Source organism: Nonomuraea sp. NPDC049714 (assembly GCF_044465295.1).
Lineage (GTDB): Bacteria > Actinomycetota > Actinomycetes > Streptosporangiales > Streptosporangiaceae > Nonomuraea.
Genome location: NZ_JBITLM010000005.1, coordinates 263,286 through 284,309 on the forward strand (window position 1 = coordinate 263,286; position 21,024 = coordinate 284,309).

The following is a 21,024-nucleotide window of genomic DNA, read 5'->3' on the forward strand; positions in this document are numbered from 1 at the left end:
TCAGACCACGGCTGGGTAGCGGCGCAGCACACCGTCGCGATCGACCTGGGTCCGGAGCAGGGTGAGCTCCTCGTCGCTGGGGGCGCCGACGGTCTGCACGTCGTCGGCGATCAGCAGCTCGAATCCGGTCGCCGCCTGGATCTTCTCGATGCTGCTCCACGGGTGCACCTTGAGCACGCGCATCCGCTTGCTCTCCGGCTCGAAGTCGAACACGCCCAAGGGGGTGAACACCCGCCGGGGGCCGTCGGACTCGGGGCGGTAAACCTTGGAGCGGGCGTCGCCGCCGTCGAGCCAGCCGGCGCCGCTGACGAAGTCGACCTTGTCGACGAAGATCTTCGGCGTGTGGTGCTGGGTGTAGATGTAGCTGGTCTTGAAGCCGCCGGTGAAGATCAGGCCGATGGTGCCGGGGCCGCGCACCTTGGGCTTGTGCCAGTCGCCGATCATGGCCATGTTCAGGTTGCCGTGCTTGTCGATCTGCATGCCGCCGAGGAACGCGAAGTCGAAGCGCATCGCGGTCTCGAAGTCCACGACGTCGTCGAGGCTAAAGTGATACTCGCTGGTCACGAGGTTGCGGTAGTCGGCCGAGGACTCGGTCAACCGCTGGATCTTCGGGTTCATCGCGCCGCTGCCTCCACAGAAGAAGGACAGGTTGGGCGCGTGCGTGAGCTGCGCCAGGCGCAGCCCGGCGGCGGGAATGTGCGATGCGGCGCCCACGGAGCCGAAGGCACCGTCGGCCATCTCGTGCGAGATGGAGATCGCCATCATCTCCGCCCAGGTATAGGTCGCCTCCGGCACGTGGCCCCCAATCGGGTTCGAGCGACAGCGCAGGTCATCGCGCTGGACATCTCGCCGGGACAAGTACTTGTCAGAACAGCGAGTCGCATTTATCGTACAGTAAGTCCGTAATTTGTAACAATGCTATCGTGGCGGTGTTTCTGTCAAGGGTCATCGCACCCTGGCCGGTGGCTACCGCGCAGGAGGAACAACGATGACCCGACCCGCTATCGAGCGAGTCCTGCACGGCCTTGTCGACCTGCACTGCCACTCCGGGCCCAACCCGCTGCCACGCGCGTTCGACCACGTCCAGGCCGCCAAGGACGGCGAGCGGCTGGGCATGCGCGCCTTCCTGGCGAAGTCCCATCACCACAACACGGTGATGGACATCCTCGCGATGGGCGACCGCCTGGCCGGCGTGAGCACCGCCGTCTACGGCGGCATCGCGCTGAACAACCAGGTCGGCGGCATCAACCCGTACGCGGTGGAGATGTGCCTGCGGATGGGCGGACGATGCGTCTGGTTCCCCACCATCTCCTCCAGCGCGCACGTCGCGCACCACAACTCCGGCGGCGGCTTCCCCAAGCCGACGATTCCGCTGACCACCACCCAGGTCGACGTCCGCGGCCCGGACGGCGCGCTCCTCCCCGAGGTCGGCCAGGTCATCGAGGTCATCGCCGAGACCGGGGCGCTGCTCTCCGCCGGGCACATGGCTCCCGACGACATCCGGGAGGTCTTCACCGCCGCGCGTGACGCGGGAGTCCGGCGACTGGTGGTCAGCCATCCGAACTTCGTGATCGGCTCCGACCCCGCGCAGTGCAGGGACTTCATCGAACTCGGCGCCTACATCGAGCACGAGACCAGCATGTACGACTCCGAGGTCGCCCAGGCTCGCGGCGGCCCGGAAATGCTGATGGACTGGATCGAGCGGATCGGGCCGGAGCACACCGTGCTCGCCTCCGACCTGGGCCAGGTCGGCCGCCCGATGCCCGTCGACTCCTTCATCCGGGTCGGGTCCGCCCTGCTGGATCTCGGGCTGCCCGAGAAGGACCTGCGGCAGATAGTCCGCGTCAACCCGTCGTACCTGCTCGGCCTGGACGACTGACCGTAAGGACGAATCACATGTACAGCCCCAACGATCCTCGCGCGGCGCTCAACACGAACACGAGCACGAGCACGACGGATCCGCACGCCCCCATCGCCGCGCTCGCCGCCTACGAGTTCCTGACGCTGCCGCCGGACGAGGTCACGGAGCTCGGCAGCAGGACCTGGTACGTGCGCGCCCAGAACTTCGTGCTCGCCTTCACCCGCCTGATCGCCGGTGACACACTCCGCCGCGACGCGGCCGCGCAGCGGGAGGAGTACGTCATCATCCTGCCCCACGACGACATCACGATCGACGTGACGGCCGGCGCCGAGAGCCAGGAGGTGAGCGGGAGCGGCGTGGTCATCGTGCCGCCCGGCGACAGCCGGCTCAGCGCCCACGGCGACGCCGACCTGGTCCGCCTGTTCGACGTACGGACCACCGACCTCCTCGCCCGCTGCGGCAACGCCTCGGCGTACGCCGAGCCCCACCCGCGCGTCGCCCTGCTGGAGCCGTGGCCCGACCCGCCCGCCGGCCACCGCCTGCGCGTCTACCGGAACGCCGACTTCCCGCTGAAGCCCGGCCGGTTCGGCCGCATCTTCCGGTCCAGCGCTTTCATGGTCAACTTCGGCGACCCCAAGAACGGCCCGCGCGATCCCGACCGGCTCTCCCCCCATCACCACGACGACTTCGAGCAGTGCTCGCTGACCGTCGCCGGCGACTACATCCATCACGTCCGGACGCCCTGGACGTCGAAGCGCTCGCAGTGGCGCGCCGACGAGCACGCGGCCGTCGGCAGCCCCGCCGTCGCGATCATCCCGCCGCCCACCGTGCACACCAGTCAGGCGGTCGGCGAGGGCACGCACATGCTCATCGACATCTTCAGCCCACCGCGCGCGGACTTCTCCGCCAAGGCCGGATGGGTGCTCAACGCCGACGAGTACCCCGCCCCCGAGCACATCACGACGGCATGACCTTCTTCGCGAACGCCTCCGCGCAGGCGCCACGGCTGGGCACCTGGATCAAGCTGGCGACCACCGAGAGCGTCGACATCATGGCCAGCGCCGGATTCGACTTCGTGGTCATCGATCTCGAACACTCCCCGCTCGACCTCACCCTCGCGGCCCGGATGATCAGCGCCGCCACGGCCTACGGCGTCGACCCCCTGGTCCGGGTGCCCGACCACCAGGGCTCGACCATCCAGCGGGTCCTCGACGCCGGTGCCCGCGGCATCCTGGTCCCCCACGTCGACTCGGTGGCCGACGCCGAACGGGTGGTCGCGGCCACCCGCTTCCCGCCCCTCGGCCACCGGGGCGCGGGCGGAACCAGCCGGGCGGGCAGATGGGGGCTGACGCCCCGGGACGAGTACATCCGGATCGGCAACGAGGACGTCGTCTGCATCCCCCAGTTGGAGAGCCCGGCCGCCATCGACGCCGCCGCCGGCATCCTCGCCGTGCCGGGGATCGACGCGGTGTTCCTGGGCGCCGGCGACCTGTCCGTCTCCCTCGGGGTCCGCGTGAACGATCCCGTGGTCAAGGAGTCGCTCGACCGAGCCCGGGCCGCCGCGGCGGCGGCGGGCAAGCCCTGCGGCGCGGCCTGCGTGGACGCGCCCTCGGCCGTGCGGACCGCGGCTCTCGGCCACCAGTTCCTCATCATGGGCAACGACGCCACCATGCTCGCCCGCACGGCCCACTCGATGGCGCAGGCGTTCCGGGAGCAGATCGGCGGCGCTTCATGATCGTCGGCAGCTGGCGGCTGGTCGACTACGTGATGGAGGGGGCGCCCGACGACGGCGCGCGCCCCCTCGGGGACACCCCGCTCGGCCTGCTCATCTACGGGCCCGACGGCCACATGTCGGTGCAGTACATGGCGGGCGACCGTCCGCCCCTGCGGTCGGACAACTGGCGCTGGGCCACCGACGCGGAGAAGCTCGCCGCCGTACGGACCTTCGGCGCGTACGGCGGACGCTACGAATGGTCCGGCGACCGCGTCATCCACCAGGTGGAGACCGCGATCTACCCCAACTGGATCGGCGCCAAGCTGGTCCGCCTCGCCGTCGTGGACGGGGACCGGCTGATCCTGCGCGCCGAGCGAACCCCCGGCCGGCCGCCGACCCCCATCCTCACCTGGGAGCGCATCCGATGACCATGATCGACGCCCACGCGCACCTGGTGACCGACGACCCGGCCTACCCGTTCAACCCGCCCGGCGGCACGGTCAGCGAGGCTGTACGGAACGACCCGATGACCGCGGAGCGGCTGCTCGCCGCGCTGCGGGAGCACGGGCTGTCGGGCGCGGTCGCCGTCCAGCGCGCGCACGTGTACGGCTACGACAACAGCTACGTCGTGGACTCGGCTTCGCGGCACCCCGGCCGGCTCGCCGCCATGTGCGTCCTCGACGCGCAGGCGCCGGACGCGGCGGAGAGCGTGCGCCACTGGGCGGAGCGCGGTGCCGTGGCCGTCCGCCTCACCTCGCCGGGCGGGAACCAGCACGGCGGCACGCCGGGCACCGACTGGTTCGCCGGTGCGGAGGCCCGCCAGGTGTGGCGGCAGGCGAGCGAGCTCGGGCTGTCGATGTGCCTGCACATCTACCGCTGGAACCGCGACGAGAGCCTGCGGGCGCTCGCCGCGGTTACCCGCGAGTTCCCCGGCACGCCGGTGGTCCTCGATCACATCGCGAGCGTCGAGACGGACCGCGCCGCCCCCTACCCGGGGGCCGACGGGCTGCTCGCGCTGGCCGACCTGCCGCAGGTCCTGGTCAAGGTGACGACGCTCAACTTCGCCCGGATCATCGCGGCGGGCGCCAAGCCGTCGGTGGTGGTCGAGTGGCTGGTGTCCCGGTTCGGCGCCGAGCGGGTGCTGTGGGGGTCGGACGTCACCCAGACCCCCGGCGCGTACGCGGACATGGTCCGGATCGCCCGCGAGTCGGTCTCCGGCCTGTCCGACCGGGACGCCGCCCAGGTCCTCGGCGGAACGGCCGCCGCGCTCTACCGCATCACGACACCGTGACAGGCACCAGGACAGGCACCGTGACAGGCACCGTGACAGGCACTGTGACAGGCGATCTGTCGGGCGGGGTGCCGCTCGTGGACACGCATGTGCACCTGTTCACCCGCGCGCTGCCTCTCGCGGCGCGGGCGTGGACCCGGCCCGAGGGCGAGCTGACGGCGGAGACGTTCCTGTCGATGATGGACGAGCACGGCGTCGACTACGGCGTGCTCTCCGCGATGAGCCTGCTCGGCGACCTGAACGACTACACGATCGACGCGCTGCGCAGGCACGAGCGGCTGCGCGGGACCGTCATCGTCGAGCCCACCACCGATCGGTACGTCCTGGAACGGATGAAGGCGGACGGCGTGGTGGGCGTCCGGTTCCAGTGGCGGCGGCTCGCCGACCTGCCGGACCTCACCGACCCGGCGTACCGGCGGCTGCTGTTCCGGGTCGCGGACCTCGACTGGCACGTCGAGCTGAACATCGAGGGCGACCGGTTGCCGCCGGTGCTCGACCGGCTGACCGCCTCCGGGGTGAAGGTCGTCGTCGACCACTTCGGCGATCCGGACCGGGCCGCCGGTTACACCGGAGCCGGTGGCGCGGCGCTGCTGCGGGCCCTCGACACCGGCAGGGTGTGGGTGAAGCTGTCCGCGGGCTACCGCTTCGACATCAGCCCGGACACCCTGGCGGGCCACGCGGCGACGCTGCTCGGGGCAGCCGGCCCGGAGCACGTCTTCTGGGGCAGCGACGCCCCGTTCGTCGGCGCGCGCCGCCCGGTCACCTACCGCGACGCCGTCGGCTCCTTCGCCCACCTGGTGCCCGACCCCGCCCTGCGCCGCCGGATCTCACTGGCCGCGCACGCGTTCTACTTCGGCTGACCACCAGGTCTCCTACGGCACCCGCGCCGAACGGGCCGAGCCGCCCCAGCACCGGCTGGGGCGGCTCTCGCCGGTCACTTCGGGGGCGGGGTGTGGCTCTGCAGATGCTCCGAGAACCCGGCGAAGTCGGCGGCGAGTTGCTCCGCGCTCCACCCACCGTCGCGATGCGTGACGAACGCCTCCTTGGGATGCGCCCAGATCGCGAACCGGTCGCCACCGAACCCGATGTACTGCCCGGTGACGCCGGCCGACTCGTCCGAGGCCAGGTAGACGACGAGCGGCGCCACGTCCTCGACCTTGCCGATGCCGCGCCGGCGCAGGTCGGCCGGGACCGGCCCGCCGGCCTCGACCGCGGCGACGACCTCGGTCAGCGCCGGGATGGTCGCGGCCATCCTGGTCAGCGCGGTGGGCACGATCGCGTTCACGGTCACGCCCAGCTTCGCCGTCTCGATCGACCACACCCGCACCATGCTGATGATGGCCGCCTTGGACGCGGCGTACGCCGTCTGCCCGAAGCTGCCGTACTGACCGGCCGGTGAGCCGACCAGGATCAGCCGGCCACCGCCGCCCTGCTCCCGGAACTGGCGCACCGCGGCGCGACCGCAGGTGAAGGTGCCACGTACGTGGCTGTCCACCACGAGGTCGAACTCCTCGTCCGTGACCTTGGCCAGGGTCCGGTCACGCAGCGCGCCGGCGTTCGTGCACATCACGTCCAGGCGGCCGAACTCGGAGACCGCCCGCCGCACCAGCGCGTCGGCCGACTCCGTGGCACCGACCGCGCACACCTCGGCGACGGCACGACCTCCGGCCGCGGTGATCGCCTCGACGGTCTCCTTGGCGACATCGGCGTCGATGTCGTTGACCACCACGGCGGCACCGGCCGCGCCCAGCGCCTCGGCGTACGCGCGGCCGAGGCCACGCCCTGATCCGGTGACGATGGCCACCTTGTCGTTGAGCCGCATGGGCTTCCTTTCTCCGTTATCCGCTGATCTTCACCGTGTTGAAGTGGTAGTCACCGATCACCGGCACGTCCAGGCCGGTGACGCCCTTACGGAAGGCACCCACGTAGGTCACGCCGCACACCGGGATCACCGGCGGTCCGGATTCCGTGACCTTCTTGATGATCTCCTGCATCGGGGCCGTACGCTCCGCGACGTCCTCGCTGGCCCGCGCCTTGGCCAGCAGCTCGCCGACCCCGTCGAGGGAGAAGCCGCCCGGGTTGTACGAGCCGCCCTTCATGTAGAAGTCCTTGACGAACTGGCTCGGGTCGGGCCGCCCGGACTGTACCAGCGCCACCGTGGCGGTGAACTTGCCGGTCCGGCGAGCGGTGATCATCTGCTGGAACTCCAGCACCTTGATCGTGGCCTTGATCCCGACCTGCTGCAGCTGGGCCTGCAGCGCCTGGGCCAGCACCTGGTACGACGTGTTGGGGCCGACCTCCAGCGTCAGCTCCATGCCGTTCGGCAGGCCGGCCTCGGCCAGGAGCTTCTTGGCCTTCTCCGGGTCGTAGTAGGAGGACACGTCGTTCAGTTCGGGCACGTTCGCCCAGAAGCCCTCCTGGAACGGCTGGACCAATCCGGCGCAGGAGTTCTCGTACAGGTTCTTGTTGATCGACTCGCGGTCGATGGCGTACATCAACGCCTGCCTGACCTTCGGGTCGTCGAGCTTTCCGGCGCCCGTGTTCAGCAGGATTCCGTTGAAGGTGGTGTTGGGGGCCTTGATCACGGTCATGCCGGCCGCCTCGGCCTCCTTGATCTGGCCCGGCGTGATCGAGGTGCCGTCGGCCTGCCCGGACACCACCGCCCGCAGCCGGGTCGACTCGTCGGAGTAGACCGTCATCTCCACGCCACCGATGGTCGTCTCAGCGGCGTTCCAGTAGCCCTCGAACTTCTTGAAGGCCACCTTTCCCACCTGCAGCGAGGCGAGCTCGAAGGCTCCGGTGCCGACCGGCTTGGACGGCAGGGTCGGGTCGTCGAGCGCGCCGGGCGCGACCACGATGCCGGCCTCACCGGCGAGCAGGTTGATCATGTAACCGGCAGGCTCGGAGAAGGTCAGTTTCACCTCGGTCGGGCCGACCACGTCGACCTTGTCGAGCACCGACAGCGACGACACGAGGGCGCCGCTCTTCTTGTACGCCTCCAGCGACGCCTTGACGGCCTCGGCGTTGAACTCCTCACCGTTGTGGAACTTCACCCCCTCGCGCAGCTTGAAGGTGATCACCTTGTTCTCGTCCGAGAACTCCCACTCGGTCGCCAGGCCTGGCTCGATCTCGCCTGCCGCGCTCCGGCCGACCAGGCTCTCGTAGACCACGTCGAGGAACACCGGGTCCAGCGGGGCGGCCTTACGGGGGTCGAAGGAGGTCGGGTTGCCCGGCACGGCCCAGCGCAGGACGGCCGCACCGTCGGGAGCGCCGGCAGCGCTCGACGACGGCTGGTCGGTCGTTCCGGCGCCACAGCCGGAGAGGGCGAGACCGGTGGCGAGGACCACACTGGCCGATTTGACTGCTGCTCGTTTCACGGCTTTTGCCTCCATATTTCAGAAGCGAGCTTGGCTGGTTTGACTGGCGACCCGCGGTGCTCCCCGGCTCCGTCGTCGACGTGCCGGCCCGTATCCGCGTGTCCCGTTGTTCTCGGCGACCTGTCTTCAGCCGTGACGCTGAACTCCGCCCCCACCAGGTCCTGGTCTTGAGCCGCGGGCTAGTCGGCCCACAAGCGGCTGCTGGCGATCGCGGCGCCTTCGGAGAGCGCGGCGAGCTTCGCCCACACGATCTCCTCGTGGCCCACGCGCGATCCGATTCCGCAGTCGGTCCCCGCCTGCAGGTTCTCCTTTCCCACCACGCCGGCGAAGTTCGCCAGCCGTTCGGCGATCAGCTCCGGATGCTCGACCAGGTCGGTGGCGTGGCTGACCACGCCGGGCACCAGGATCTTGCCCTCGGGCAGTTTCACGTCCTCCCACACCCGCCACTCGTGCGCGTGCCGGACATTTCCTGACTCGATGGCGTAAGCCTGTGTGTTGACCTTGATGAGCAGATCCGCGATGTGTTCGAGGCCGATGTCGTGCGTGTGCGGCCGGTGACCGCTGCCCCAGCAGGTGTGCATCCGGATCTGCTCGGCGGGCAGCCCGTCGATGCTGTGGTTGATCACCTCGACCGCGAACTCGAGGTAGCGGCGCAGGTCCTCGACCGTCCACGTGGGGTGGAACTGCCAGGTGGTCGCGAACTCGGGCTCGTCGATCTGCAGCACCAGTCCGGCGTCGGTGACCGCCCGGTACTCCTCGCGGAGCGCCTCGGCGACGGCGAACATGTACTCTTCCTCGCTCGCGTAGTGCTCGTTCCTCGCGCCCGCGCCCAGGCTGAGCGGCCCCAGCGCGGCGATGAAGCCGTCCACCTCCTTGCCGTCGACGGCCGTCCTCATCGCCGCGATGTCGGCGGCGATGGCGTCCTGGCCGATGTACGTGATCGGCGAGGTGCACACCCGGCCCGACGTCGGCATCTTCGGTACGGCGCCGGGGGTCGCGAAGCCGGGCCTGACCGGCCCACCGGCTCCCGACAGCCACAGGCCGGAGGCGTAGGTGCCCGGGAAGTCCGCCTTGTCGCGCGCGGCGACGTACTCGCGCTTCGGCGGGACGCTCGGGTCGATGGGCAGCGTCTCCCAGCCGGTCACCCGTGCGTGGATGTAGCCGCTGTAGCCGGCCATGTTCGCGGCCTTGACGTACTCGCCGTCGTTGACGGTGTCGATGCCGCACTCGATCTGACGGGCGACGACCTCGGCCACCGCGCCCGGCAGGCGCGCGTCGATGGCCTCCCGGTCGCCCTGGGCGATCAGCTCGTCCAGGTCCTTGGGACGCGGCAGGTTGCCGCCGTGCGAGGTGAGGATCCGGTTTTCGCGCCTCATGCGAGTCTCCTAGCCACGATGTCTTCTCCCGCGCCGACGCGCAGGAACTTCTGCAGTTGGTGCCGGGCGCTCGACTGCGCGACCCAGCCGGGTCTGATGGCGAAGCTGTACGTCACCTCCGCGACGTACAGGTCACCGTGGGAGTCCAGGGCGATCCCGTGCGGTGCGATGAAGTTGCCGACCGCCGTGCGATCCGTCGTGGAGTCCCCCCACCGCTCGACCACGCGGCCGTGCGGGTCCAGCACGGTCAGCCGGGCGGGCTGGTCCTGCTCCGCCTCGCCGTGCACGAAGGACCTCTTGCCCTCCGGCCGCCACAGCTCGACGACGTACACCGAGCCGTCCGGGGCGATGGTGAGGTCGCACGGGCGCCGGATGTCGGTCCACTCCTCGACGAAGCGGCCGTCCGGGGTGAAGATCTGGATCCGGTCGTTCTCCCGGTCGCCGACGAACACCCGCCCGTCCGCCGCGATGTCCAGGCAGTGCGGCAGGTGGAACTGCCCCGGGCCGGTGCCGGGCTCGCCCCAGGAGCCGATCAGGTCACCGGACGCGGTGAACCTGTGCACCCGGCTGTTCCCGTACCCGTCGGTCACGTAGAGGTCGCCGTCCGGGGCGACGGCCAGGTTGGTGGGCCGGTTGAACGGCCCGCCCGCGTACCGGACGCCCTCGACGCTGTGCACCCGCACCGGACGGCCGGAGACGAACCCGGTGTCCGACGCCACGCCGGCCGTGCCCAGCGTCATGAGCAGGTCGCCCTCGGGGGTGAACTTGCGGACCGTGTGGTCGCCCGCGTCGACGCAGTAGACGCCACCGTCCGGCCCGACGGTCAGCCCGTGCGGCGTGGTGAACAGGCCCTTCCCCCAACTGCGGACGAAGGTGCCGTCGCGCTCGTACACGATGACCTGGCCGTCGAAGCGGGTGAACAGGTAGACACGGTCGGCGGCGTCGACGTCCACCGCGGCCACGTCCGCGTGCTGGAGGTCGCCCGGCAGCCGCTCCCAGTCACCGTCGACCTCGAACCGGCGCCCGTGCCCGCGCATCACCGCCGTCATGACGCCGCCCCGGAACGCGGCGCCGGCAGCCAGCCCCACGGGTGCGTCCCCCAGCCGGGCGAGACCAGCGCGCCGGCCCGTACGGTCTGCACCGGCCGCAGGCCGAAGCCGCCGTGGAAGACCTCCTGCTTGGTGTCGACGAACTCGAAGTCGCCCTCGACCAGGTCGAGCACCGTCAGGTCGGCTTCCCGGCCGACCGCGATCGCACCGAGCTCATGCTCGGCGCGGATCGCCCGCGCCGCGTTCGCCGTGGTCATCCGGACCACCTCGGACAGGGTGTAGCCCACGGCCATGAACTTGGCCATGCACTCCAGCAGGGAGTGGAAGGTCTCGCCCGCCGCCGTCAGGTCACTGCTGATGGTGTCGGGGAGGAGACCGAGCGCGCGTTGCTCGCTCGCGACCCGGTAGCCGAAGTTCCCCCTGCCCAGCGCCGAGTCCAGGGTGATGCCGCGCTCGCGGGCGGCGAGCAGGGCGGGCATCATCCGGTCCGCCGCGTCCATCACGCCACCGTGGTTCGGCGTGCACAGATGGGTGAGGATGTCTCCCGCGTCGAGTTGTTCGATGGCGAAGCGGGTCGCCGGTTCGAGCAGGTGCGGATCGGGCCGCCGCCGCGCGGACAGGTCGCCGATGTGCACCATCAGCGGGACTCCGTGCTCCCTGGCCACCGCCTTGGCCGCGGACACGATGTCCTTGCCGTGCGTGGCGACCAGCGGTCCGACCAGCCGCAGCTTGATCCCCTGGACCAGCCCCGGGTTGGCGGCGACGCACTTGGCGATCGCGACCGGGTCGATCTCGGCCAGGTCGTTGACGTCGACCATGGTGGGCATGGTGTGCGCGTAGCTGCCGATGTTCAGGTACGGGATGACCCGCGTCCTGGCGTTCGGCTGGATGTAGGCGGAGAAGACGCCGATGTTGGCGACGCCGACGGATCCGGCGTCGACCAGCGTGGTGACTCCCGACCGCACGCCGATGTCGTCGGGGTCGCAGCCTTCCATGCCCACGCCGGGGGTGATCGCCCCGTGCGCGACGTGCGTGTGGATGTCGATCAGGCCGGGCACGACGTAGCGCCCGGAGCCACTCGCGTCGATCACCCGGCGGGCCGAGTCCGCCGGGATGTCCTTGCCCACCGCCGTGACCCGGCCGCCGGTCACGGCGATGTCCATGACGCCGTCGAGCCCCTGCCCTGGGTCCAGGACCCGGCCGCCCTTGATCAACAGGTCGCACCGGGTGGCCTGGTCGTCGCTCATCAGTCCTCCTGTCAGTGCCGCGGATCGCGGCGCGTCCCGCTCAGCGGGCCGGGGATGTGCTGTTGGCTTGCTCGTCGCGGTGGGAAACGGGCACGGTGGGAAACGGGCACGGTGGGAAATGGGCGCGGTGGGGAAGGGGCTGGGGTCGGAGACGGCTCGGGGTCAGAAGTGGTCCCAGCCCGCGGGCAACGCGGACATCTGCACGGCCCAGGCCTGTTCGAGCGTCTCGGCCGAGCCGGCGAGCCCGATCCGGTCCAGCACCTCGTACGCGTCCGCGCCGGGCCGGCGTACCGGATGGCCCAGGCGCGGCGGGTTGCCGTGCACCCGGATGGCGATGCCCGGCATCACCACCTCGCCGACCTCCTCGGAGATCTGGGTGACGGTGAGCCCTTTGGACCGGGCCCACGGGTCGGTCATCAGCTCCGCCAGGGTCGTGACCGGATGCGCGCCCAGCCCCGCCTCGGTGAGGCGGTCGGTCCACTCGCGGGCGGTGGCGGTGCGGAAGGCGGTCTCCAGGGCCGCTGCCACCGCGTCGTCGTCGGACCCGTCGAGGCCGGACAGCGCCTGCTCCAGGCCGGTGACCTCACGGAGCACCGGCAGGGACCGCCGGGCCGCCCCGAGGAAGAACCACCGATCGGCCGCCTGGTAGAACCGGTGCCACGGGCCCACTCCCAGAGCCGACGGCCCCCTCGGCTCAGCCGTGGGAACGTTCCCACCTGGCGTGACGGCCGGGAGCTCGCGTGCGGGGCGCACCGCGAAGCTCGCCTGCTGGTAGCCGCCCGTCTGGGTGAGTGAGGTGCGCACCTGCTGGCCGGCGCCGGTCAGCTCGCGATGGTAGATGCCCACCGCCGCGGCGAAGGCGGCCATGGCGCCGGTGCCGTAGTCCAGGAGGTTGTAGGGGCCCAGCACGGCCGGCCGGCCGTCGCCGCCCGCCCTGGTCATGATCCCGGTCGCCGCCTGGCCCTGGGTCTCGTACCCCCGGCGGCCCGCCCATGGCCCGCCGTAGCCGTAACAGCTGACGGAGACGTAGACGATGTCCGGGCGGCGGGCCCGGACGTGCTCGTAGCCCAGGCCGTAGCGTTCGGCGGTCCGCTCGGGGAAGTTGTGGGTCAGGACGTCCGCTTCGTCGATGAGCCGCCAGAGGATCTGCTGGCCCTGGCTCGACTTCACGTCCACGAGGATCGTCCGCTTACCGCGGTTGACGAACCCGTGCGCGCCGACGCGCCGCTGCGGCGAGTTGATCTTCACGACGTCGGCCCCGAACTCGACCAGGATCCGTCCCGCGCTCGGCCCGGCCAGGATCTGGGTGAGGTCGACGACCCGCCGCCCCGCGTAGGGCAGCGCGATCGGATCGGCCTCGACGCGCAGCGGGCGGGCGGGGGACGCGTCGGCGGGCGACCCGAGCTCAGCACTCGACAAGCCGGCCGGTGACGCGAGCTCGGCGAGGATCTCGGCACGGTCCGCGTCGGGCAGGTGCCGGGGCCTGCCGGGCAGCGCGGGGGTGGCGGACAGCCACACCGCCGAACCGGGCATCGCCGTCGCGCCCAGCTCCGGATCGTCGACCACGACGACCTGCCCGGAGGCGAGCGCGTGGTCGTTCTCCAGCCACTCGGCGAACGTCCGGACGGCGGCGAGCGGGACGCCCGCCACGCCGGCGAGCTCCGCCCACTCGCCCGCCGGGCGGGTAAGGAACAGCGCGGTGAGCCGGTCGTGCAGCAGCCGGCGCAGCTCCGGGTCGCGATCCAGCCGGGCGCGGTCGGTCAGACCCTCGCCCACCCAGGCGGTCACCCCGGCCGCGTCCAGGAACCAGGCGAGGAAGCGGGGCGTCGCGCCGATCGGGTTGAACTGCACGTACCTGCCGTCCGAGCAGCGGTACGTGCCGCTGCCGTTGGAGCTGATCGCCCGCTCCGGCGGCAGCCCCTGCGCGACCGGGTAGGCGCCGCTCCCCCCGATGGCCTCGAACATCGCGTCGAACAGCGGGACCTCGACCCGGTCGCCACGCCCGGTCCGCTGCCGGGCGGTCAGGCTCGCCACGATCGCGAAGGCGCCGCAGAACGCCGCGAAGTTGGACGCGACGGGAATCGCGGTGTAGGTCGGCCGGGTGTCGTCCCAGCCGTCCGGCGCGTGACCGGCCCGGATCCGGCAGTTGCCGGTGGCGGCCGCGATGACGCCCTCCCAGCCGGGGACCCCGGCGCGCGGATCGTCGGCCGCGAAGCCCGGCAGCGAGCAGTAGACGAGCCGCGGGTTGGCGGCGCGCAGCTCCTCCCAGCCGAGCCCGAGCCGGTCCATCACCCCTGGCCGGAAGTTCTCGATGAGGACGTCGGCCCGCTGGACGAGGTCGCGGGCGACGCTCAGGTCCGCCGCGTCCTTCAGGTCGAGGCTGATGCGCCGCTTGCCCCGGTTGAAGAACGCGTCGTGGGCCGGGGGTGTGACGCCAGGACGGTCGACGTGCACCACGTCGGCTCCCTGGTCGGCGAGCATGACCGCGGCCAGCGGCCCGGCGACGTGGTGACCGAAGTCGACGACGCGGATCCCTCGGAGAGCTCCCGGCCGTTGCTCAGGGGTGCTCATCGCGATGTCTCCTGGGGCTCGTTGACCGGCGCGTCGTCCGGCTGGTGCAGGACACAGGCCACGCTGTGCTGGACGCCGATCCGCAGTAGCGGCGGGTCCTGGTGCGCGCACTCGTCCTGGGCGACCGGGCAGCGGGTGCGGAAGCGGCAGCCCGACGGGGGGTTCGCCGGATCGGGCAGCTCGCCGCTGAGCACGGTGCGGCGGCGCGAGCGCTGCACCTCCGGGTCGGGCACGGGCACCGCCGACAGCAGCGCCTTGGTGTACGGGTGCCGCGGGTCGGTCGCGATCTGCTCCGCGGTGCCCTCCTCGACGATCCGGCCCAGGTACATCACCGCGATCCGGTGCGACAGGTGCCTGACCGTGGCGAAGTCGTGGGACACGAGGACCATCGCCTGCCCGGTGTCCTGCTGGATCGACAGCAGCAGGTTGAGGATCTCCGAGCGGGTGGACAGGTCCAGCGCGGAGGTCGGCTCGTCGGCGACGAGGACGCTCGGCGAGAGCGCCAGCGCGCGGGCGATGCAGACCCGCTGCCGCTGCCCACCGGACAGCTCGTCCGGATACCTGTCGACGAACGCCGGATCCAGGGTGACCCGGCCGAGCAGCTGGGCGGCGCGCTCACGCATCTCACCCCGGCCGATCTTGCCGTGGACCAGGAGGGGCTCGGCGATGGCGTGGCCGATCGTCTTGGTCGGGTCGAGCGCGCCGTACGGATCCTGGAAGATCACCTGGAGCCGGCTGCGCATCTCCTTGAGCTCGCTGCCGCGCGCCCTGCTGACGTCCTTGCCCTCCACCTCGACCGTGCCCTGGTCGGGCTTGAGCAGCCGGGCCATCAGCCGGCCCACCGTCGTCTTGCCCGATCCGGACTCGCCCACGATGCCGACCGTGGTGCCGGCCCGTACCTCCAGGTCGACTCCGTCGACGGCGCGGACGCTCTCCAGCGTCCGGCCCAGCATGCTGCGGCGCAGCGGGAACGACTTGGTCAGGCCGCGCACGCGCAAGACCACATGATCCTCAGCCACGGACGGTCCCCTTCAGAATCAGGTCGCCGGAGGCGACGCGCCCGCACCGGGTGCGGCGATCGTCGCCGATGGTCGTGTCGGCCTGTGGTCGCCGGCAGACGTCGTCGACGCTGTGCCCGCAGCGGGGCTCGAACCGGCAGCCGCCGGGGAACTGCCCCGCGGACGGGACCCTGCCCGGGATGACCGTCAGGCTGGTCCTGGCCCGGCCCGCCTGCGGCACGGCGGCGAGCAGCGCGCTGGAGTACGGGTGCCGCGGCTCGTAGAAGAGCCGGTCGACGGGGGTCCGCTCGGCGATGTGACCGGCGTACATGACGACCACGTCGTCGCAGAAGTCCGCGACCACGCCGAGATCGTGGGTGACCAGCAGGACGGCCAGATCGAGGTCCCGTCGCAGATCGCGCAGCAGCTCCAGGATCTCGGCCTGGATGGTGACATCCAGGGCGGTGGTCGGCTCGTCGGCGATCAGCAGCTTCGGGTCGCAGGCGATGGCGGCCGCGATCATGACGCGTTGCTGCATGCCGCCGCTCATCTCGTGCGGGTAGGACCCGAGCCTGCGTTCGGCGTTCGGGATGCCGACCCGGCTCAGCAGCTTTCCCGCCTGCTTGAGCGCCACCGACCGCCGCTCGCCCAGGTGCAGCCGGCGCACCTCGGCGATCTGGTCGCCGACGGTCATCGTCGGGTTGAGGCTGCTCATCGGCTCCTGGAACACCATGCCGACCGGCCCGCCCCGGATCCGGCGGAGCTCCCGCCGGCTGCAGGTGAGCAGGTCGACCCCGTCGAAGCGGATCGAGCCCGCCGAGACCCGGACGGCCGCGGGCAGCAGGCCCAGGATCGCCATGGAGGTCAGCGACTTGCCGCAGCCGGACTCGCCGATCAGCGCGACCGCCTGCCCCTTGCGCACCTCGAAGGTGACGTCCTCGACCAGTCCGGGCTGCCCGACACCGCCGGGCAGATCGATGGTGAGGCCCTCGACGGACAGCAACGGCTCGGCGGCGTCGCTTCGCTGTCCCGGTCCTGCTGTCATGTCCGCCTCCTGAGTCCGACGGCGTCACGGATCGAGTCACCGATCGTGTTGAACGCGAGCACGGTCAGCACCATCGCGATTCCGGACGGCACCACCGAGAAGGGCGAGTGGAACTGGTTGGTGTACGCGGCTTTGAGCATCGAGCCCCAGCTGGCGTCGGGTGGCTGGACGCCCAGGCCGATGAAGCTCAGGCTCGCCTCGGCCAGGAGCGCGACACCCATCAGGATCGTGACCTGGACCAGCAGCGGAGCGGCGATGTTGGGCAGGATGTGCACCCACAGGGTGCGCCGGGTGGACGAGCCGATGGCCACCGCCGAGTCGACGAAGGTCTCCTCCGCGACGGCCAGCGTCGCGCCGCGTACGACTCTGAACAGGCCGGGCGCGAAGATGATGCCGACCGCGAGCATGGCGTTGACCAGCCCCGGGCCGAGCACCGCGACGATGGCCAGCGCCCCGACCAGCGCCGGGAGGCTGAGGATCGTGTCGGCCAGCCGGCCCGCGACGGCGTCGACGACACCGCGGCGCAGGCCGGCCCACAGCCCGAGCGGCAGGCCGATGAGCAGCGCCACGCCCACCGAGATGAGCGGGGCGATGACGGCGATGCGCGAGGCCTGGATGATCCGGCTCGCGACGTCGCGCCCGAACTCGTCGGTGCCGAGCAGATGCGTCCAGCTGAGCTCGGCGAACCTGTTGCCGAGGTTCTGCGCCTCCGGGTCGTGCGGGGAGACGAGCGGGCCGGCGATCGCCAGGAAGACGAGGAGGGCGATGAAGGCGACGGCGGTGGCGCTGGCCGGCCGGCGCAGGATCGTCAGGACAACGTGACGCGCGGGGCGCGAGCTCTTGACGGCGGCGGTGGGGGGCGTGGTCGTCGTGGTGGTCATGCCGTACGCACCTTCGGGTTGATCCAGCCGTAGGCCAGGTCCACGATGAGGTTGATCGCCACCACGATGACGGCGCTGAACAGGACGTAGCCCTGGATCATCGGGTAGTTCCGTTGCAGCACCGAGTTGATGGCCAGGGAGCCGAGGCCGGAGATGCCGAACACGGCCTCCACCACGATGACCCCCCCGAGCAGTCGTCCGGCCTGCAGGCCGAGTACTGTCACGACAGGGATGGCCGCGTTGCGCAGGATGTGCCTGCGGACCAGCCAGGCTCCCGACGCGCCCCGTGCCCGTGCCGTGCGCACGTACGGGCGGGTGAGCACGTCGGCGACGCAGCCCCGGGTGTGTCTGGCGAGCTCCGCCGAGGTGGCCAGGCCGAGTGACGTGGCCGGGAGGATCACGTGGGAGAGCCACACCCCGAATCCCTCCCTGATGTCGACGTATCCGGTCGCCGGTAGCCAGGGGTTGGCCAGGGCGAACAGCGATACGAGCACCATCGCGAGCCAGAAGCTGGGCATCGCGATGCCGAGCGTGGCCAGGGCCGACACGGCCCGGTCGATCCAGCTGCCCTGGGTCAGGCCCGCGACGATCCCGGCCGTCACGCCGACCACGACCGCGACCCCGATCGCCATCAGGGTGATGATCACGGTCGGGGGCGCCGCCTCGAGGATCGTCGAGGAGACCGACCGGTTGGTGAACAGCGAGTCACCGAGATCTCCCTGCAGCACGCCGGAGAACCAGCTGACGTACTGCTCCAGGACGGGCTTGTCCAGGCCGAGCTCGGCGCGGATCCTGGCCACTTCGGCCACAGTGGCGTTCTCACCTGCGATCACCTCGGCCACATCGCCGGGAATCAGCTGCACCAGCAAGAAGGTGAGTATCGAAACAAGCCACAAGACCAGCAGACCGCCGCCGAGCCGGCGCATTACCATGCCTGCGCTCACCGCCACCTCCGTCCAGCACTGCGCGGAACGAAGACTGTGTCGGAGCCGGGCGAGACACTCGCCGGCTCCGTCCGTGTCACATCGATCCACCGCGCCGTTGTCCGATAATGGGACAAAATGTGCAATAGTTGTAAACGCAATGCTGCCCTGCGGCTACGTGGGCGTCAAGAGGGAGCCGTTGCGTAAATGGGCGGTTTCGGGATCGTTACCGGACACCCGTCGCAAGGCGGTGACCACCCGAAATGCCGTCACGGTCAGACGGCGGCGGGCACAGGTCAGTTACCACGTATAGCCGACAGGACGAGGTAGCACTGTGGGCCACAGCACAGCATGGGGACGTACTCTTTGTCGTCACACACATGGCAACCCCGGCGTTCGACCTTAGGATTCGCTCATGGCCGCAGAGTCACAGTTCACCGGCCTGACCAGTGTCACCAGCGGCTCTACCGAAATCACCCAGGAAAACCGGAACCTCCGCGACCTGGTGGAGATCTACCGCCACCTGTCCGGCCTGGCTCTCCAGGACGCCGACATCGGCACGGTCGCCCATCTCGTCGCCCACCGGACAGACGTGACGGTGGCCGTCATCAGCCAGAAAATGGGCATCCTCGCCGCGGCCTCGCCCGGCGAGAGCTACGAAAGCGCCATCCAGTACGTCCACGACCATCTGATCCACCCCCGGCTGGCGCACATGCTCGCCAACGCCGGCAAGTCCCGCCACCCGCTCCGGCTGCCGGACCCGGCGCGCGGCCGGGCCCGCATCGTGGCCCCGATCCTTGTCGGCGACACCGTGCCCGCCTATCTCGTCTCGCTCGTCGCGGCGGCCCCGGACCAGGGCGAGGACATCGACCTGCTGATCGCCGAGCATGCCGCGACGATCTGCGGGGTGATCCTGGCCCGCGAGCGCGTCATCTTCTCAGCGGCCAGCCAGGTGCGTGACGACCTCGTCGAAGGGCTGCTGTCCGGGTCGGGCCGGGACAACGACGAGGTCGTCCGCTGGGCGCAGCATCTCGGCTACGACACCGAGCGCGACCACCGCGTCCTGTCGATCATCCTCGAACCGCCCGCGGGCGACACCCAGCGCAGCGCCCTGGTCGCCGAACGCGCCGCGGGCGCGACGGCGCGCCTGTTCATCGCCCAGTCCCCGGACGCGATCACCTCCGTGCGCACGGACGAGGTGGTCGTGGTGCTGACCGAGAGCACCACGACGGGCTCGACCACGGGCTCGTTCACCAGGGCCGAGCAGCTCGGCACCCTGTGCGTGCAACGCCTCGGGGCGCTCTTCCCCGATGTCGGCGTGTCCATCGGCGTCGGCGGCGCGTTCCGCGAACCGGCGCACATCGCCCGCTCGTACGAGGAGGCGCGGCGGACCACCGAGGTGATCCGGCGGCTCGGCCAGCGCGGCGCCGTGGTCGCCTTCGACAAGCTGGGCATCAGCCGCCTGCTGCTCCAGGTGCCCGACATCGAGACGCTGCGCGAGTTCGCCACGGACATCCTCGGCGAGGTGCTGCGCCACGAGAGGAAGCACCACTCGGAGTTCATCGCCACGCTGATGTGCTACTTCCGGGAGAACAACAGCCCGCAACGGGCGTCGAAGCTGCTGCACGTGCATCCCAACACGGTCACCTACCGGATCCACCGGATCGAGGAGATCACCGGCCTGGACCTGAACACCTATCGCGACCGCCTCGCCGCGCAGGTGGCTCTGGAGATCATCGACGCCCTCGACGTCAGCGCTTGACCTCGGGGGAAGGATCGCCCGCCGTCACGACGGCGGCGGCGGAGTAGACGATGCCGGCGCCGGTCGACGAGTCTATGTAACGCGGGATCCAGCTCTCCTCGTCGTCGACCGGGGTCGCACCCCACCCGTAACAGACGTTGAAGCCGGTCGGGGTGTGGACCCGGAACAGGAACATGTTGTCCGACAGCCGGCGTCCGGGGCTGACGAAGGCGTCCATCTCGCTCCTGGCCAGGTCCCAGGCGATCTCCACCTCCTCCAGCGTCGTCGCCTCGATCATCAGGTGTTCGAGCCGGAGGGCGTCGCCCCCTTCGAGCAGGGCGATGCTGTGGTGGCGAGGATTGCACCGGAGGAACCACATCTCGCCGAGGTGCGCGCCGAGGTTGATCGCGTCGGACACCTTCATGCCCATCACGCCGGCGTAGAAGTCGAGCCCCCGCTGGAGGTCCGGCAGCCGCAGCACGACGAAGCCGAGGCCGAGCGCCCCGGTGACCGTCCGCGACGTCGGCCGCCGGCCCTGGTAGGAGCCCGCCGTCTCCTCCTGGCCGACGAAGAACTCGTGCCGCAGGCCGAAGGGGTCGTCGAAGAAGATGAGCCGCTCGACGGAGCGCTCGGCCGCCAACTGGGCCGAGCCCGCCGTCACCTCGAACCCGGCGGCGGTCAGGTGGGCCGCGACGCCCTCCAGTGACTCCTCGGCACCGATCTCCCAGCCGAGGTAGAGCAGCCGGTCGGAGTCGCCCGGGTGGATCGCGAGGCGGTGGGACCGGTCGCACCAGCGCACCCGGACCGTGCCGTCCGGCAGCCGGTAGGTCTCGAAGCCGAAGACGCGCGGGCCGAAGCCCAGCCAATCCTCCCCCGACGCGGACCGCACGCCGATGTATCCGATGCTTCGCATGCCGCATCTCCTCGCACTTCGCGGCGCACAGGGTGCG

General features: G+C 70.8%; 19 protein-coding genes. 7 read left to right on the forward strand and 12 right to left on the reverse strand.

Features of this window, described 5'->3' with window-relative positions:
• Complete coding sequence (locus tag ACIBQX_RS21965) at positions 1 to 795, reverse strand: CoA-transferase subunit beta (protein ID WP_397007237.1); 795 nt, start codon at positions 793 to 795, stop codon at positions 1 to 3.
• A 193-nt stretch (positions 796 to 988) separates the two neighbouring features.
• On the opposite strand from ACIBQX_RS21965, the gene ACIBQX_RS21970 reads away from it, so the two are divergent.
• The 6 genes from ACIBQX_RS21970 to ACIBQX_RS21995 are packed head-to-tail and all read left to right on the forward strand — an operon-like array spanning position 989 to position 5,726.
• On the forward strand, positions 989 to 1,879 hold the full coding sequence (locus ACIBQX_RS21970; RefSeq protein WP_397007239.1) for a DUF6282 family protein: 891 nt from the start codon (positions 989 to 991) through the stop codon (positions 1,877 to 1,879).
• A gap of 17 nt (positions 1,880 to 1,896) precedes the next feature.
• The gene (locus ACIBQX_RS21975; RefSeq protein ID WP_397007241.1) at positions 1,897 to 2,832 is read left to right on the forward strand and encodes a hypothetical protein; all 936 of its coding nucleotides are present in this window, start codon (positions 1,897 to 1,899) and stop codon (positions 2,830 to 2,832) included.
• The gene (locus tag ACIBQX_RS21980) at positions 2,829 to 3,596 is read left to right on the forward strand and encodes an HpcH/HpaI aldolase/citrate lyase family protein (RefSeq protein WP_397007243.1); all 768 of its coding nucleotides are present in this window, start codon (positions 2,829 to 2,831) and stop codon (positions 3,594 to 3,596) included. Before ACIBQX_RS21975 ends, ACIBQX_RS21980 begins: the two co-directional genes overlap by 4 nt.
• Entirely contained in the window at positions 3,593 to 4,003 is a 411-nt protein-coding gene (locus tag ACIBQX_RS21985) for a lipocalin-like domain-containing protein (protein ID WP_397007245.1), read from the forward strand. The genes ACIBQX_RS21980 and ACIBQX_RS21985 overlap by 4 nt, the downstream gene beginning before the upstream one ends.
• A complete protein-coding gene (locus tag ACIBQX_RS21990; protein WP_397007247.1) occupies positions 4,000 to 4,866 on the forward strand; it encodes an amidohydrolase family protein in 867 nt (288 codons plus the stop codon). Before ACIBQX_RS21985 ends, ACIBQX_RS21990 begins: the two co-directional genes overlap by 4 nt.
• Before the next feature lie 32 nt (positions 4,867 to 4,898).
• A complete protein-coding gene (locus tag ACIBQX_RS21995) occupies positions 4,899 to 5,726 on the forward strand; it encodes an amidohydrolase family protein (RefSeq protein WP_397007249.1) in 828 nt (275 codons plus the stop codon).
• Positions 5,727 to 5,800: 74 nt separating this feature from the next.
• On the opposite strand, the gene ACIBQX_RS22000 is transcribed toward ACIBQX_RS21995, so the two are convergent.
• The 10 genes from ACIBQX_RS22000 to ACIBQX_RS22045 all read right to left on the reverse strand — a co-directional run bounded on the left by ACIBQX_RS22000 (position 5,801) and on the right by ACIBQX_RS22045 (position 18,342).
• A complete protein-coding gene (locus ACIBQX_RS22000) occupies positions 5,801 to 6,688 on the reverse strand; it encodes an SDR family NAD(P)-dependent oxidoreductase (RefSeq protein WP_397007251.1) in 888 nt (295 codons plus the stop codon).
• A 16-nt stretch (positions 6,689 to 6,704) separates the two neighbouring features.
• Positions 6,705 to 8,243: an ABC transporter substrate-binding protein gene (locus ACIBQX_RS22005; RefSeq protein ID WP_397007253.1), complete on the reverse strand. Its 1,539-nt coding sequence runs from the start codon at positions 8,241 to 8,243 to the stop codon at positions 6,705 to 6,707.
• 179 nt (positions 8,244 to 8,422) lie between these two features.
• The gene (locus ACIBQX_RS22010) at positions 8,423 to 9,619 is read right to left on the reverse strand and encodes a cobalamin-independent methionine synthase II family protein (RefSeq protein WP_397007255.1); all 1,197 of its coding nucleotides are present in this window, start codon (positions 9,617 to 9,619) and stop codon (positions 8,423 to 8,425) included.
• Positions 9,616 to 10,707 carry a peptidyl-alpha-hydroxyglycine alpha-amidating lyase family protein gene (locus ACIBQX_RS22015; RefSeq protein WP_397007257.1) on the reverse strand — a complete coding sequence of 364 codons (1,092 nt, stop codon included), beginning with the start codon at positions 10,705 to 10,707 and terminating at the stop codon, positions 9,616 to 9,618. The genes ACIBQX_RS22010 and ACIBQX_RS22015 overlap by 4 nt, the downstream gene beginning before the upstream one ends.
• Positions 10,665 to 11,915, reverse strand: a complete 1,251-nt coding sequence (locus ACIBQX_RS22020) for an amidohydrolase family protein (RefSeq protein ID WP_397007259.1) — start codon at positions 11,913 to 11,915, stop codon at positions 10,665 to 10,667. Before ACIBQX_RS22020 ends, ACIBQX_RS22015 begins: the two co-directional genes overlap by 43 nt.
• 162 nt (positions 11,916 to 12,077) lie before the next feature.
• A complete protein-coding gene (locus ACIBQX_RS22025) occupies positions 12,078 to 14,486 on the reverse strand; it encodes a CaiB/BaiF CoA transferase family protein (RefSeq protein WP_397007261.1) in 2,409 nt (802 codons plus the stop codon).
• Positions 14,483 to 15,505 carry an ABC transporter ATP-binding protein gene (locus tag ACIBQX_RS22030; RefSeq protein WP_397007263.1) on the reverse strand — a complete coding sequence of 341 codons (1,023 nt, stop codon included), beginning with the start codon at positions 15,503 to 15,505 and terminating at the stop codon, positions 14,483 to 14,485. Before ACIBQX_RS22030 ends, ACIBQX_RS22025 begins: the two co-directional genes overlap by 4 nt.
• Positions 15,498 to 16,529 (reverse strand): ABC transporter ATP-binding protein, encoded by a 1,032-nt coding sequence (locus ACIBQX_RS22035; protein ID WP_397007265.1) that lies wholly within the window; start codon positions 16,527 to 16,529, stop codon positions 15,498 to 15,500. The genes ACIBQX_RS22030 and ACIBQX_RS22035 overlap by 8 nt, the downstream gene beginning before the upstream one ends.
• A complete protein-coding gene (locus ACIBQX_RS22040; protein ID WP_397007267.1) occupies positions 16,526 to 17,410 on the reverse strand; it encodes an ABC transporter permease in 885 nt (294 codons plus the stop codon). Before ACIBQX_RS22040 ends, ACIBQX_RS22035 begins: the two co-directional genes overlap by 4 nt.
• Positions 17,407 to 18,342 carry an ABC transporter permease gene (locus tag ACIBQX_RS22045; protein WP_397007836.1) on the reverse strand — a complete coding sequence of 312 codons (936 nt, stop codon included), beginning with the start codon at positions 18,340 to 18,342 and terminating at the stop codon, positions 17,407 to 17,409. Before ACIBQX_RS22045 ends, ACIBQX_RS22040 begins: the two co-directional genes overlap by 4 nt.
• Before the next feature lie 406 nt (positions 18,343 to 18,748).
• On the opposite strand from ACIBQX_RS22045, the gene ACIBQX_RS22050 reads away from it, so the two are divergent.
• On the forward strand, positions 18,749 to 20,095 hold the full coding sequence (locus tag ACIBQX_RS22050) for a PucR family transcriptional regulator (protein ID WP_397007269.1): 1,347 nt from the start codon (positions 18,749 to 18,751) through the stop codon (positions 20,093 to 20,095).
• Here the strand turns inward: ACIBQX_RS22050 and ACIBQX_RS22055 are convergent.
• Positions 20,085 to 20,987: a VOC family protein gene (locus ACIBQX_RS22055; RefSeq protein WP_397007271.1), complete on the reverse strand. Its 903-nt coding sequence runs from the start codon at positions 20,985 to 20,987 to the stop codon at positions 20,085 to 20,087. The two genes, ACIBQX_RS22050 and ACIBQX_RS22055, sit on opposite strands and share 11 nt — an antisense overlap.
• Between the last annotated feature and the right edge of the window lie 37 nt (positions 20,988 to 21,024).